Origin of the sequence: Rhodococcus sp. ACS1, from assembly GCF_002300155.1 — a bacterium.
Classification (GTDB): Bacteria; Actinomycetota; Actinomycetes; order Mycobacteriales; family Mycobacteriaceae; genus Rhodococcus_F; species Rhodococcus_F koreensis.
Genome location: NZ_NSDZ01000008.1, coordinates 35,790 through 49,346, shown reverse-complemented (window position 1 = coordinate 49,346; position 13,557 = coordinate 35,790). Strand labels below are relative to the sequence as shown.

The following is a 13,557-nucleotide window of genomic DNA, read 5'->3' as shown; positions in this document are numbered from 1 at the left end:
GGGCGTAAGGTCATACGACCGTCAACTACCTCGCCGAGCGCTGGTAGCGTTCGTGCCGCCAAACGGGGTGTGTAATTTCGTTTGTCGGATCTTCTCGCTCACAGGGGCAGGAAAGGTGTGGCATTGGCACAACAAGCGCGAGCTGTGGCGACAAGAGCGCAAATCGTCCGCGGAGCGGCCGAGATGTTCGAGAAGCAAGGCTTCGTCGGAGCCAGTCTGGGAACCATCATCGAGAACACCGGCCTCACCAAGGGTGCGCTGTACTTTCATTTCAAGTCCAAGGAAGAACTGGCGCGGTGCATTGTCGCCGAGCAGCACGCGACCTCGATCGCTTCGGTGGAGGCGATCGGACGTGAAGAAGCTTCGGCGATCGAGCAGATTGTGATGCTCTGCCACGAGATGGCCCGGCAGATCGTGCACGACCCGATCGTGCGCGCCGGCATCCGGATCACCCTTGAACTCAGTGCCGACGACCACGGTCCCGCCGACCCTTACCTGGACTGGATCAACACCTGCGAGCACCTGGCACGGCGCGCCGTGGATCAAGGCGACCTCGCGCCGGACATCGATCCACCACGGTTCGCCCGGTTCGTGATCGGCGCCTTCACCGGTGTCCAGACCGTCTCGCAAGTGCTCGCGCAGCGCACAGACCTCGAGCAGCGAGTCGACGACATGTGGGGGTATCTGCTACCCGGGGTCATGCCCCCAGCCCGGCATTCGGAGATCGGCCGAATCCGCAAGGCCCGCAGTATCGGTGCCCAAAATATCTAGCTCCAACACCGAGCGGCGGCGCGATTGCTGGACTGGGCGCTCAGCGACGAGCCAATCGTACGGTTCCCGTGGTGACGTCGACACCCTCTTGCCTGACTACTGCGCGGGCCGACAACGCATCTTCGTTGAGGATCTGGATCCGGACGGTGGTGCGTCGGTCGAGCTCGGCGAATCGGTGGAACACTGCATCGATCGACTCCAGGTGTGCGTCCCGCACTTCGAACGTGGCGAACGTGGCGAACGTGCCCTGGCGTAGTACCTCCAGGAGCAGCATCCCGGGGAGGTGGTCGAGCGGATGGTCGAACAACACCGGATGTGTCACGTCGACGCGTACCTCCCACTCGTCGCGCGCAGTCTGCCGGCCGAGTACCACGTGCTGGTCCTCGACGTGGCTAACCAATGCAGGTGTAATGGCCGTGCCGCACCTCGCCGGGCCGGGGGTGCGCGGGCCTGCGGAGCCCCATCGTGCCCTCGTGTAGGCGGACGGCGGAAGTGCCGATGTGACACCGGACGCCGATCCGATCTCTCGACCCGCCAGCCAAAGCTGCAGTTCAATGCGGAAGCTCGACAACACCTGACCGCGGTACGCCAGATCGGAGAGGGTGGCGACCGCCGTCACGTCTGCTGGTGACGGCCCGACCTCCAAAGCATCCAGTTGTGTACGAACGTGAATGTCCTGCATCACGAATCGTCCGCTCAGGGGCACCTTGTATCGCACGTGGGCAAGGTAGATCGCTGCTTGACGCAGTGTTTCGGTGAGCAACATCGGGTCATATATGCCGCCCCTTGCGCGGTAGAAGCCGTGCAGTCGTGGCCACTGCGCCGCGATGGCGAACTGGTCCGGCTGTGATAGTTCGACGCAATCGGTGAGGAAGACCTCGGCGACGGCCTGCCGATGGACGTATCGGCGGGCTATCGTCCGCTCGAAAGATAGAGCGGGAATCACCTCGCGTAGCGGTTGGCATGCTCGCGTCACGAACCCTCCGTAGAAAACCGACCGGTCCTATGCGCCGGGATGCCGAACTATAGAACTGGACTCGGACAAGTGTTCAGTCGGGTGCCATTGTCGAACCAATCTGACGGAAGGCCCGCCTCGGAGGGGGAGGCTTACCGCGGACTAACGTGCGGTGAAAGGCGCCGCTTGTACGCGTGACCAGCGCGTAGCATTGCGGCGTTCAGCGAGAACAGATCGCACATCGTACTCGAGTGCTGGTCGGCAGAGACAGTGCTGCGGCCCTTTTGCCAACGCGGAATGGTGCCTGGCCGACGGTGTGACTGTGAAGTCGCGTTGTTGCACTTTCTGTCTTCTCGTCTGCCCGGATGCGTGCGGATTGGACGAATGCGGCGTCGGCATGCATAGGCGATGATCGAGATGAGTCGGCCTCTCGATTGCCCACGACGAACACGCACACAGCAACAGCGTCTGTGACCGGATGCGGCGCGTCGGGCATTTGTCTATCCGATCGACTGCAAACATGGGGGAAGCCGCCGGTACCGATCAGCGGCTTCGAGTCCTTCCCGGGAACGTTGCGCAATGCAGCCCTGTCCGGTCAGGGTGACGGTGTCGTCGTATCTCGGCAAGCGGTTGCAAACGGCGGCGATTCTTAGTCGCTCAACGGACTCGATGGAGTCCATCCGGGTTCGCATCGAATTGGCCAATCCGGGACACGCGACACGCTAGGCGGATACGAGGAACGCGGACAGTCGTCGAGCGGCGAACTGGGAGAAGTAATCGACCTTCGCGCCGTCTACTAATCCAGGAAGAAGAACTTTCCATGCGGTTGTCATGCGCTCAGGCAGTTCCGTCAGAGTGTCGGTCGCGACCGACAGTAAGCGCGTACCGAAGGCCATCTCGAGCAGCAGTCGGCCAGCCTCGTCGGGGTCTATGTCAGCGCGGAAGTCGCCTTCTTCGACTGCCCTCGCGGACAGTGTCCGGTACGTCGAGGTCCATTGATCGAAGACCACGTGGCCGGTGCCCCGGAAGTCTCCAATCTCGTTGAGCAGGCGAAACGCGGCCAACATCAGGACGTCGTTGTTGGACGGGTCGATCATCGCGTATGAGATCCCAATTAACGCCTCTAGTGCTGGTGTGCGAGAGTCGAATTGTAGGGAACATGCCGCTTGGAGGCGTGCGCAGCCTTCGTCGATGACCGCCCGTGCCAGCTGCTCTTTCGAGCTGAAGTGGAAGTACAGCGAGCCCTTTGTCACCCTCGATTCGTTGATGATCTCTTGGAGGCCCGCGTTTACGTATCCGACGCGGTTGAACACCTCAGCTGCGGCGGCCAACACGGCGTGCCGCGTGGCGATCGCGCGTTTCTGCAAGAGATGCTCCTTCCTCGACGTCGGTTCAAATCAAAACCTACAGGTTGGTATTAGATCTGAGAACTTGGACGAGTGTCCTGTTCTGTCGTGCATGAGGCGAGAAGGAAAGGTCCTCGCAGGGCCGTGCTCCGTGATCGAGCGGCGCGATGACATCGGTCGCTCCGGGGGCCTACGTGCACCTAAAGGGCGGGGCTGTCCCACAGGCGCCATCGCAGTCGGCTCATGCGCAAGGACGGTGCGGCGATAAGCGCCTGCTGGTGGGACGCATGGTTGCGACGTCAGTCGAAACCCGTTGATTGTCAACGTATCACCGCGCAGAATGACTGGGTCGGGATGCGTGGGCAGATCCGATCATCGGAGGTTTCGGACGCGTGCGTGATTGCCCCATTCTGGGGTGCGACTGTCACGGCCTTTACGTTTCGCGTTGGAAGGTTAGAGTTATGAACGCCAAGGCTCTTACGGCGAGGCCTGCGATCGAGATCGCGCCGACGCCGTTTCGCGAATCGCGTGTTTTGGAAGCGACGCGGGAATTGGTCGGGATCAGCGGCGGGGTCGGGCTGACCGTTCGATCAGTGTTCGTCGGTCCTCTCGAACTGATCACCGTCGTCGAACTGGGTTCGAAATGACTGAGCGCCACGGTGTTCAGTGACCCGGCATTCCGCAATTGCGTTTGCTCTCGGTCGAGCGCGGTCGCCCCGCATGTGGTTGATGGGTCGGAGGTCGAGGTAGCTGCTGGCAGCGGCCTGGTTGCGATGCCGGAAATTCTGGGATTACCGCAACGGTGCTGGCCTCAGGGCAGCCTTCAGGGCGACGGTGCCGCCAATCGCCGTGGTCCGAAGCGTCACCGATAGCACCACGTTGATCATCAATTCCCCGTTGTTGACGGCAGCGAAATTCGTCAGTTCGTGACCGTGCGGCGGGTGGGCCGCCGGTCATCGGCGAACATTGCCTCGATCCTCGACTTGATCTCCGCGGTGCTCATTGAGCCGCCGCGCCGAGGAGCCTGCGGTGCGGTGCGAGTCGTCGGGGTCATCGAGGTTGTCGCCATGCGTCCTGCTTTCGTCGGTTGCCGGTATGTGTGCCTCACGGTCACGTATGTGATCTGGTTCACATCGCGACCGACTATGTTCTACACCACAAGTTCGGTCATGTGCCACTCCGCCTGGTTGTCTAAGTCTCCCGGCAGATCGACGTCAAAGCGCTCTACAACCTGTGGGTGACCCAGGCGGAGAAGGATGCGATGAGCGGAGTTCTGCACTCCTGCTGAGACAGATCATCGCGGTCGGGACTACGGTAGCTCCTCAATGGTCACCCATCTGGGGGCTATCCCGGCGCGGAATCCCTTCCACGAGGGATGGCGGAGCCGCCGGTCCGGGGTGAACTCGCGGTACTCGACGGTGCCGACCAGAACCGGCTCGACCCAGCGGGCGTGAGCTGCAAGTTCATCGGGAACATGTGTGTCGAAGGGGCTGGTGGGGCGTTCGAGCGGGCGGAGCATCGTCAGCGTTCGCCGCCGGTGGGCTTCGGTGAAGCCCGAGTCGACGTGCCCGACGTACACCAGGCCGATCTGGTGCGCGTGGGCGCCGACGATCAGCGACCGCAGTCCACCGTGGCTGGTCGCTTCCCAGCCGCCGACGATCACCTCGGCACTGTTGCGGAGCGGGGTCTTGACCCAATCTGGTGAGCGGCGCCCCGGCTGGTAGGGGGCGGTCATCTTATTGGTGACAATTCCTTCGAGGCCGAGCTCGTCGGCCTCCTCGAGCTTTGTGTCGCCGTCGACGTCGACCCAGTGTGGGGGCACCTGCAGCGATTCACCGCCAGGGGCGAGGTCCAGGTCGGCCAGGAGTTGTCGGCGCTCGAGATATGGCCGCTGCAGGATCGGCGCCCCGCGGTGCGTCAGCAGATCGAAGATGTAGAAGGCGACCGGTGCGGCGCGCTGCGGCGAGGCCGGCGGGCGCTGGATGAGGGTCCGACTTTGGATCAGGTCGAAGCGTGGTCGACCGCCGTCGGCGGCGGGCGCGACGATCTCTCCGTCGACTATCAGGCCGCCGCCTGGGTCGATCCTGGAGAGTCCCGTCCGGTGGTGATCTCGGGGTACGCGGCGGTGATATCGGCGTTGTTGCGGCTGAACAGGTGCACCGCGGATGCGGTGATGGTGCGTACACCGTCGAATTTCATCTCCACTGCCCAGTCGTCCCCACTCGGTGGTGGACCCAGCGTCGCCAACATGGGTTTTACCGGGCGGAGAGGTGGTGCGGGCTGATGGGCGGGCACCTTTCTGATTCTGCCCCTGTGATCTGCCGTCGGCAGTGTGCTGGGGCGGGATGCGTGTGAGGAGGGGTAGCGGGCGGCGCCGTCACGGCGCGGGCGTCGCCGGGGGCGCCGGCTCCGTTGTCGAGAAATCGACGGAATGTTGGCACGGGAGGGGCGGTTGGTCCTTCGATGCCCACCTGCCGTCGAACTGGAGGAGTGATGCGTGTTCAGCTGGGCTCGGTGGTGGGGGATGGCCACACGGGGGCCAGGGTTCCGTCGTTGCCGTAGCGGTCGATCTGGGCGATGCCGCGCCGGGGTGGATGGGGGCGGTGCGTCTCGTTGATCGCGTGGAAGTCCGATTCGAAGGACTTCTCGCTCGATGTTCCATCGCTGAGCGTTACCAGGTACCTGGGCATACTCAGAAATATGCCACTGCCGCTCTGGGTTCGGGCACCTTTGTCGGATCTGTCCACAAACTATCATGACCGACTTCGATTCAGCGACAACATTTTCCATCCTTGCGGCCATGAACCTACTGGGCGGAGGGATCGGTGTCGGCGTGGCGTTCCCGACGCTCAGGACGACTGGGCAGGTAGGACGGGCGTGAACACTCACTGAATACACGGCGCGCCTCGCGTCGGGTCGTCGGGCCGGGTGTTAGACCAGATCTACTCTGTGGAGCGAGGTGGTCGACTTGTTCGTGTTGGTCGGACGTGAGCGTGCACCCTGGAGGACGCTTTTGGTGGGAAGCGGCTCGCGGTTCGGTGTTCGTCAGATCCGGCAGCACCGGGTATGAAGGGGCAAGACCTGCACCGGCACCGGGGATGTGCAGCAACCGGAGTGGCCGGGACGAATTTGCCTCGACAGGGCGTTGGCGGTCCGTCGGCAAGTCCGCCGGGATCGCGGGCGCCGACGAAAAGAGGTGATCGACACTGATGTCCGTCGCTGGTACTGATGGTTTCAGGTGCAGTGTCGCTGCCGATTTCTTGTTGAGGAGGCGCCGTGTCCGATAGCGGTGTGCCGTTGTTGATGGTCGATCGGTCCGAGGCCCTCGATCGTGATGATGCGTTCGCGGTGACCGAGCTCGCCGATGGTTCGGGGTGGAGGCTGGAGGTTCACATCGCCGGGGTCGCGAACGTGGTGGCCCTAGGTTCTGACGCCGATGCGACGGCGTTCCTGCGGCGTGAATCGAGGTATCTGCCCCGTCGGACGGTGCCGATGCTCGGCCGCGACACCGAGCAGGCGGCGACGCTGAGCGAGACTGCGGAGAGGTCCACGCTGCGGGTACGTGCCGATGTGTCCGCGGACGGGGTGGTGTCCGGGGTGAGTGTCGATCGCGGGCGGGTGCCGGCCGGGAGGTGCGTCGCGGTCGATCATGCGCAGATCACACGGATTCTCGGGTCGGTTGACGACCCGCTGCACGAGGGTGTGCGAGCCGCGAATGACGCCGCGCAGGTGCTGCTTCGGGGACGTCGCAGGTCCGGCGCGTTCGCGCTCTACGATCTCGCGCACGGGTGGGGTTCCACCGAGGAAGGCGGGATCGTGCCGATCCCGCTGGACGAGCGCACGGTGGGATACGTGATTGTGCAGGAATTGATGATCGCAGCGAACGAGGCGATCGCCATGTGGTGCGTGCAGGAGGATCTTCCGGTTCTGTTCCGCAATCACCGCAGCGCGGTGACCGCGGGCAGCACGGAGGACCTCGCGGCGGAGGTTGCGGTGGCGATGACGGATCCGGTGCTGTTCGAGAAGCTGCGTTCGCGTCTGCAATCGTCGTATCGTGCTGCCACGTACGCCCCGACGGTGCACGGCCATCACGGGCTTCGGTTGGCGGCGTACACGCACGCGACGTCGCCGCTGCGCAGGGTGTCGGACCTGATCACCCAGCGGGTGATCTTCGCCCACCTCGATTCGATGCCTGCCCCGTACACCACAGAGCAACTCGGCAACCTCGCCGCTGATATCAACCGGCGTATCGCCGCGGACCGGGACGAGAAGGCAGCGCACTTCAAGGCCCGCGACCGGAGGGTGACCGCGCAGGTCGTCGCCGCCGGCGAACTCGAGGGTCTCGACTCGAAGCGGTGGGCGAAGGTGCTGGCGGCCGCGGCGGCACGTGACCCGATCGGTGAGGTGGTCGCCGAGCTGCACCGCCGAGTGCAGGCCGACGAGGTGACGGTGACCACGATCGTCACGTTGCTTCAAGCCGGGGAGAGTTGGGCGCCGATCCGCGACGAGGTGTTCGACTGGGCGTCGCAGTCGCATCCGGAGTTCGGGCCGAGTGTGGTGTCGATGTGGCTTCAAGCTCATCCCGACCTGCCCAGACCCGAGATCGACGGCGATCACCGCGGGCCCTCGCACACACCGGTGTTCGCGGCCCGGTTCCGGGTCGGACAGGTCTGCGGGCCCTGGTCCACCGCGGGCAGTAAGAAGCGAGCCGAGCAGGACGCTGCGTGGGGCCTCACCAACGCCGTCGCGGCAGGGGAGAGCCACCCGGAGACCGGCTCCCCGCTGCGGGACGAGCCGCAACCGGTGCCCCCGAGCACCACGCACGCGGGGGTACGGGCGCGGCCGGCATCCGCGCGCAGCGGTCCCCCGGATGTGGAGTCGGGACGGGAGTCGAGAAGGCGGGAGCGCGCGCACAAGAACCCGATCGCGTGGGTGATCAGCCACGCCGAACACCACGGACATCCCTCCCCGCAGTGGGAGGTGAGGATGGAGGGCGCCGCCCACGCACCGGTGTTCACGTGCGAAGTCCGCTACCTGGACCACTTGGCAACCGGGTGCGGGACAACGAAGAACCTTGCGAAAACCGCCGCGGCCGCGGACCTGGTCGATTCGCTTATCGACGAGACGTCTCCCGCTCGATGACACCGGTAAACCAACTCTGATCCGCCCACCCGGACTTTTCACTTTCATTTAGACGCGCGAGGTGCCGCCCGCGGCCATCTGATGCCTTACCAGCGAGCGGAACGCCCCTCCGACCAGCGAAGGCACTGGCCGTTGCCCTGGCTGCCACCGGGGCCGTCGAGCCCGCTGTGCATCGATCCGCGAGCTACCCGCCCCGCATGCCAGCTACGACATGCGCGGCCGGGAGTGCCTGTGATCCCACATGGCCAGGGCACTAACCGCAATGCCGCGCAGTTAGGCGTGTGACTGTTGGGTCAAATGGGACACACGTGAGTAAAGGGCGTGTCGGTGCGTGTGGGACAGCGGAACTCCCGGTATCGAGGGCTTGTCCTCGCAAGACAACCCTTTACCTTGGGAGTTCCGCTGTCCACACAGTCTGTCATCCGCCGCCCCGTCGAGGTTGCCGTAGGCCGGTTCGCGCCCGGTCACCTCGGCGAGTTGACCCAGATCGTGCCGTTCGAGATGGTCGACGACGCGCTCGCGTCGACGTCGAGTGTGCAGAAACGGGTGCGCGATCTGCCCTCGCGGGTGGTGGTGTACCTGCTGCTCGCGGCTGGACTGTTCGCCGAGGGCGGCTACCAGCAGGTGTGGGCACGGCTGACCGCCGGAGTGGACGCGCTGACGCCGGCCCGGCCGGGCAGTTCCGCGCTCGCCCAGGCTCGCCGCAGGGTCGGGGCCAAACCGTTGCGGGCGCTGTTCGAGCTGCTCGCCGGGCCGGCGGCGGGGGCGACGCGTTGGCGTGGGCTGCTGGTCTGCGCGGTCGACGGCACCACGATGTCGGTGCCCGACAGCGCGGCGAACCTGCGTTGCTTCAGTCGCCAAAGCGGCACCCACGGCGGTTCCGGATACCCGCTGATGCGGATGTTGACCATCGTCGCGTGCGGCACCCGCACCGTCATCGACGCCGTGTTCGGCTCGACCCTCATCGGCGAAACCACCTACGCACCGCGCCTGTTCGGTTGCCTACGGCCGGGCATGCTGCTACTGGCCGACCGCAACTTCGCCGCACAGAACATCATCGCCGGCATCGCCGACACAGGTGCTGACCTGCTCATCCGCTGCAAGGACAGCCGCAAACTCCCACGGATCGGGCGCTGCCCGGACCGGTCCTACCTGACGGTGATCGCCGGAGTGACACTTCGAGTCATCGACGCCGAGATCGCCATCACGGGCACCGGCGATCACCAGCGCAAACGCCGAGTCGGCCGCTACCGACTCATCACCACATTGACCGACCACCAGGCGTTTCCGGCATCGGCGATCGTCGAGCTCTACCACCAACGCTGGGAGATCGAAACCTCCTACCTGGAGCTGAAGTCCAGCATCCTCGGCGGACGGGTGCTGCGCGCACGCACCCCGGCCGGCATCGAGCAGGAGGTCTACGCCCTGCTGACCACCTACCAAGCCCTCCGTCTGGCCATCGCCGACGCCACCGCCACCAACCCGACCGCCAGCCCCGACCGGGCCAGCTTCACCGTCGCTCTCCACGCCGCACGCGACCAGCTCATCCACGCCGCCGGCGTCATCGCCGGTACCGTCATCGACCTGGTCGGCGCAATCGGCCGCGCCGTACTCACCGATCTAATGCCCACGCGCAGAACACGAGTCAGCCCTCGCGTAGTGAAGCGCGCAATCTCCAAACACCGAGCCAAGGGCGACATCGACCGCACCAACTACCACGCCGAGATCAGCATCAGCATCCTCATACCAGCACACTGGACAACAGACCCGCCGCCCTAACTGCGCGGCATTGGCACTAACCGTCCGGCGGCGTGAATTCGTCTGGTGGGCGCGGAAGCGTCATGCTTATGCTCCGGGGGGTGCCGAGAAAGGGTGCAGTCCATGCGGGACGAGAGCGAGAAGAAGTCGGCGTCAGCTGATGCGTTGAGCGTGGGCACCCGGGTGTCGGTGCGTAGGCAGGCTGAGGCGGCGACCGGCGTGATCGTCGAGGACTACGCCGAACTGACCGACACTGCTGAACGCGGCCACGATTGGGCACCCGTGCATCGGTGGGCGGTCGCCCTTGACGACGGGCGTCTGGTCTTCGCCGACACCGAGGACCTCACGGTCGATATCGGCACAGGTGAATCCGGGTAGGGGGCGGCACCGGTGACCTGGTGGCCGGGAACCTTCGCGCCGGCGATTCCCCAAGGTCATTGTGAACGTGCGATCGGGCATCGTTCCGACGTCTTCACTCACCCCTATCAGCCAACCTCGAGATCTGCTTTCACCGGCCCACTCACGAATACGAGTGGGAGATCCGTTGGTCGACTGAGGCTTGCAGCTGCACCGCTATGGCTCGTGGTGCCACAGTGGATGGTTCACGACCACGAGAATATGGACAGCTGTGGGGCGCCGGGATGTGCTGAGCGCGGCCCGACGGGAACGAGTGCGACACGGAGGCAACCCCGTCGACCGGAAATGCTGACCGATCCTGCGTCCGACGAGCAGAATGCACAGGATGAGCAGCGCCGACGATTGGAACGCGAACATCATCGCTGAATTCCGGGCAAACCAGGGCCGCGTTGGCGGCCCATTCGAGGGCGCACCGATGGTGCTGGTTCACCACCGAGGCCGTAAGACTGGGCGCGATCGAGTGAACCCGATGATGTATCTGCCCGATGAGCAAGATCCGGACACGATGTACATCTTCGCCTCCAAAGCCGGCGCCCCGACCAATCCCGACTGGTACTACAACCTCGTCACCGCCGGCGAGGCAGAGATCGAACGTGGCACCGAGCACTACCCGGTGACAGTGGACGAGGTGACCGGTCACGAACGGGATCGCATCTACGCCGAGCAGGGCCGTCGGTATCCCGGTTTCGTTGAGTACGCGGAGAAGACTGCCGGCATCCGGACGATCCCTGTGCTGGTGCTGCGCCGCAGGTGAGATCGACAGGGTCCGGCCGGGCGGAGCACCCGGGCGGTTTGATCGGTCGGGTGCATCGTTCCCGATGGTTGGCCGCAGAGAAGCCAACTAGCGAGTCACGGTGGCGTCGCTGACACTTCTGCGGCGTCGTGGTCGGGCGCGCGGCCGCGCTTGTGCCTGCTGAGCACGAAAGAGGTGTGCTCGTGTCGGGACCGGGAATGGTTGATCACTTCACCGGACATCAGCGGGATACGCGGACACCTGTGCGATCGTCGTGACGTGAACGTTGCGTTCCTCGATCCCGTGGATCCTGCTGAATCCGTGCGTGATCTCGCACAGCTGTGACCCGAGCTCTCCGCTGCGTGCAACCGCGCGTCGGCAATCGAGGTCAGCAGGGCGGGGAGCAATAAGGGTGCGCTCGTGCCACGGTGTCCGCGTGGGTGGGTGGGTGTCGCTTATGTTGTGGTCCAACGCCATACGACTGCGGGGCGGCCGGTGGCCTGCACGCGGACGCGCTCGTCGGTGCGTTCGAGTCCCGGTATTGCCTTGAGCGTGCGATTGAGATTGCCTTGATCGGGGCGGCTGCCGGCGAGTGCAGTGGTGACGGCGACGGCGTGGGTGGCGGGGAATTCTGGGCCGAGGAGGGCCCGGGTGAATGTTGTGTTCCGCCAGAGGAGGCTGGTGTCGAGTATGCGGCGTGCTTCGGCGACGATGCGGTCGTGGTCGAAGGCGAGGTCGCCGCCTTCGTCGAAGCCGCGCCACAGTGTCGCGGCGGAGGGGTCGGTGGTGATGTTGTCGGGGGTGATGACGGCCCACATGGCGATGGACAGGGTCGGCCCGCGTGGGTCGCGACTGGGTTCGTCGAACACCGCGAGTTGTCCCGCCGCCAGGATCGCGTCGTCCGGGAGACCGAGCTTGGTGGTGACGGCGCGGCGGGCTGCCGTGTCGAGGCGTTCACCGGCGCCGAGCAGGACACCGGGCAAGGCGGTCTGCCCGGTGTACGGCTCCCAGCGGCGGGGCGCGACGCCGTAGCGCAGCGCGCCGGGTTCCGGGTTGCCGAACCGGAGTGCGATCACGTCGACGGAGACGGATGACTGTTCCATATGGTGATCATGCGGCAGCGGGCTCGCGGACGCGGCGGGCGGCCCGGCTGGGGCCGTCGGAGGTGAGCACCACCGGTGCACTGACCAGCGATCCGAGGTGCGCCGCGACGTCTGCCCGATGTGTCGGCAACCAGGCTGTGTCGGGCGTGAGTGCGGACAGAATGTCGGTGAGGTGTTGTTGATGCGTGAGGTCCTGCCACGGCCCGAGAGGCAGCAGGTGGCCGACGCCGGGGTACCGGCGTGCGCTCCGGAGGGGGATTCCGGCGGCTGCGGCGCGGGTCACCGCGTCGAGGTGGGTGACGGCGAGACTGTCCACGCCGCCGCAGACGTCTGTCGCGTACCGGAGCAGTACTTCGTCGAGGTCTCCGATCCGGAAGGTGCCCTGGTAGCTGCCGGTGTCGTTGTGCTGTTCGGGAAGGACCGCGCCGAGTGTCGGGTTCTCGGTGGGCATCGGTCCTGCGCCGTGTCGGGTGGTGTAGGTGCGGGTGACGCCGAGGACGTGGCTGTCGTGGCCGTGTTCGGCGGAGAGTGCGTGGGCGTTGGTCGGTTCCACGGTGGACCAGGTGGTGTGCGGGTGGAATCCGCGCCACTCGTCGAGTAGCACTCCCTGGGCTCCCTCGAAAACCACGCGGCCACTGTTCGCGAGGGCGGCCAGGTCGCCATCGTCGGTGATCCGGACAGCGGCCGCGAATTCGGAGTACATCGTGACCATGTCGTCGAGGTCGGGCGACCGGTGGATGCTGGGGGAGAGCAGGTCCCGGTAATGTTCTTCCATCGCGGCGAGTTTGGCGCGCAGAACCGCTGGGCGGTGGCAGTCCCCGATGGTGGGTGCGTCGGGGTGGTCGAGTGCGTAGGCGGCGGTCTCGCCGATACCTTTGCCGCAGGATCCGTGCCTGTCGTCGCCGCGGGCATCCTCGCGGGCGCGGTTGGCGGCCACGTGGATCGGTGTGGTCAGTAGCGCGTGGGCGTCGATGTGCAGTAACTGGAGCGGATTCGGCACGCCCAGCCCGGCGAGGGCGCGGGCCTCGGCGGCGAGGGCGATGGGTTCGACGAGGACATGCCGCGACAGCACGGTGGGAACGGCGGAGAAGGTCCCGGACCCGAACTGGGAAAAGGTGTGGTGGCGACCGTCGACTACGACGTTGTGTGCGGCCTGTGCGCCGCCGTTGAATCGGACGACGGCTGCGACGTCGAGGTCGGCGTTCGGTGAGCAGAGCCAGTCGACGGTGGCGCCCTTGCCGGCGTCGCCGAAGCCCAGGTCGACGACGATGATGTCGCGGTCACCGAACACCGTGGTCATGGGATCTCCTGTCGTAGAGGGGGAGTCGGGAG

13 protein-coding genes and 1 pseudogene are annotated in these 13,557 nt (G+C 65.4%); 7 read left to right on the top strand and 7 right to left on the bottom strand.

From position 1 onward, the window contains the following. The first annotated feature begins 123 nt into the window (after window positions 1-123). Window positions 124-771: a ScbR family autoregulator-binding transcription factor gene (locus CJ179_RS34585; RefSeq protein ID WP_073366970.1), complete on the top strand. Its 648-nt coding sequence runs from the start codon at window positions 124-126 to the stop codon at window positions 769-771. Window positions 772-811: 40 nt separating this feature from the next. On the opposite strand, the gene CJ179_RS34580 is transcribed toward CJ179_RS34585, so the two are convergent. Beyond that, window positions 812-1,747, bottom strand: coding sequence for a ScbA/BarX family gamma-butyrolactone biosynthesis protein (locus tag CJ179_RS34580; RefSeq protein ID WP_095864381.1), 936 nt, complete (start codon window positions 1,745-1,747; stop codon window positions 812-814). 701 nt (window positions 1,748-2,448) lie between these two features. Beyond that, window positions 2,449-3,093, bottom strand: a complete 645-nt coding sequence (locus CJ179_RS34575) for a ScbR family autoregulator-binding transcription factor (RefSeq protein WP_257015928.1) — start codon at window positions 3,091-3,093, stop codon at window positions 2,449-2,451. 440 nt (window positions 3,094-3,533) lie between these two features. Here CJ179_RS34575 and CJ179_RS34570 point away from each other — a divergent pair, with 440 nt between their 5' ends. After that, the gene (locus CJ179_RS34570; protein ID WP_073366963.1) at window positions 3,534-3,719 is read left to right on the top strand and encodes a hypothetical protein; all 186 of its coding nucleotides are present in this window, start codon (window positions 3,534-3,536) and stop codon (window positions 3,717-3,719) included. 272 nt (window positions 3,720-3,991) lie between these two features. On the opposite strand, the gene CJ179_RS51615 is transcribed toward CJ179_RS34570, so the two are convergent. Continuing rightward, window positions 3,992-4,141, bottom strand: coding sequence for a hypothetical protein (locus CJ179_RS51615; RefSeq protein ID WP_162850399.1), 150 nt, complete (start codon window positions 4,139-4,141; stop codon window positions 3,992-3,994). Window positions 4,142-4,267: 126 nt separating this feature from the next. Between CJ179_RS51615 and CJ179_RS53165 the strand changes: the two are divergent. Beyond that, a pseudogene (locus tag CJ179_RS53165) lies at window positions 4,268-4,360 on the top strand (HNH endonuclease); the annotation flags it as partial. 21 nt (window positions 4,361-4,381) lie between these two features. Here the strand turns inward: CJ179_RS53165 and CJ179_RS34560 are convergent. Together CJ179_RS34560 and CJ179_RS34555 are read right to left on the bottom strand one after the other, a co-directional pair. After that, window positions 4,382-5,119, bottom strand: coding sequence for a DNA ligase (locus CJ179_RS34560; RefSeq protein ID WP_240320140.1), 738 nt, complete (start codon window positions 5,117-5,119; stop codon window positions 4,382-4,384). Window positions 5,120-5,573: 454 nt separating this feature from the next. Next, entirely contained in the window at window positions 5,574-5,762 is a 189-nt protein-coding gene (locus CJ179_RS34555) for a hypothetical protein (protein WP_095864380.1), read from the bottom strand. A gap of 613 nt (window positions 5,763-6,375) precedes the next feature. Between CJ179_RS34555 and CJ179_RS34550 the strand changes: the two genes are divergently transcribed. The 4 genes from CJ179_RS34550 (at window position 6,376) to CJ179_RS34535 (ending at window position 11,143) form a co-directional block, all read left to right on the top strand. Beyond that, the gene (locus CJ179_RS34550; protein WP_179377801.1) at window positions 6,376-8,214 is read left to right on the top strand and encodes an RNB domain-containing ribonuclease; all 1,839 of its coding nucleotides are present in this window, start codon (window positions 6,376-6,378) and stop codon (window positions 8,212-8,214) included. A 390-nt stretch (window positions 8,215-8,604) separates the two neighbouring features. Then, window positions 8,605-9,993, top strand: coding sequence for an IS4 family transposase (locus CJ179_RS34545; protein WP_218834861.1), 1,389 nt, complete (start codon window positions 8,605-8,607; stop codon window positions 9,991-9,993). 102 nt (window positions 9,994-10,095) lie between these two features. Beyond that, window positions 10,096-10,350: a hypothetical protein gene (locus CJ179_RS34540; RefSeq protein WP_073366356.1), complete on the top strand. Its 255-nt coding sequence runs from the start codon at window positions 10,096-10,098 to the stop codon at window positions 10,348-10,350. A 364-nt stretch (window positions 10,351-10,714) separates the two neighbouring features. After that, window positions 10,715-11,143 carry a nitroreductase family deazaflavin-dependent oxidoreductase gene (locus CJ179_RS34535; RefSeq protein ID WP_073366355.1) on the top strand — a complete coding sequence of 143 codons (429 nt, stop codon included), beginning with the start codon at window positions 10,715-10,717 and terminating at the stop codon, window positions 11,141-11,143. Between the two features lie 434 nt (window positions 11,144-11,577). Here the strand turns inward: CJ179_RS34535 and CJ179_RS34530 are convergent, their stop codons facing one another. Together CJ179_RS34530 and CJ179_RS34525 are read right to left on the bottom strand one after the other, a co-directional pair. Next, complete coding sequence (locus tag CJ179_RS34530; RefSeq protein ID WP_073366354.1) at window positions 11,578-12,225, bottom strand: NUDIX hydrolase; 648 nt, start codon at window positions 12,223-12,225, stop codon at window positions 11,578-11,580. Window positions 12,226-12,232: 7 nt separating this feature from the next. Next, entirely contained in the window at window positions 12,233-13,525 is a 1,293-nt protein-coding gene (locus tag CJ179_RS34525) for an adenylosuccinate synthetase (protein ID WP_095864378.1), read from the bottom strand. Window positions 13,526-13,557: the final 32 nt, after the last annotated feature.

Coding starts and splice junctions, on each gene's coding strand:
- CJ179_RS34550 (WP_179377801.1), top strand. CDS start 6,376: ATGGTCGATCGGTCCGAGGCCCTCGATCGTGATGATGCGTTCGCGGTG.
- CJ179_RS34525 (WP_095864378.1), bottom strand. CDS start 13,525: ATGACCACGGTGTTCGGTGACCGCGACATCATCGTCGTCGACCTGGGC.
- CJ179_RS34530 (WP_073366354.1), bottom strand. CDS start 12,225: ATGGAACAGTCATCCGTCTCCGTCGACGTGATCGCACTCCGGTTCGGC.
- CJ179_RS34570 (WP_073366963.1), top strand. CDS start 3,534: ATGAACGCCAAGGCTCTTACGGCGAGGCCTGCGATCGAGATCGCGCCG.
- CJ179_RS34555 (WP_095864380.1), bottom strand. CDS start 5,762: ATGCCCAGGTACCTGGTAACGCTCAGCGATGGAACATCGAGCGAGAAG.
- CJ179_RS34540 (WP_073366356.1), top strand. CDS start 10,096: ATGCGGGACGAGAGCGAGAAGAAGTCGGCGTCAGCTGATGCGTTGAGC.
- CJ179_RS51615 (WP_162850399.1), bottom strand. CDS start 4,141: ATGGCGACAACCTCGATGACCCCGACGACTCGCACCGCACCGCAGGCT.
- CJ179_RS34535 (WP_073366355.1), top strand. CDS start 10,715: ATGAGCAGCGCCGACGATTGGAACGCGAACATCATCGCTGAATTCCGG.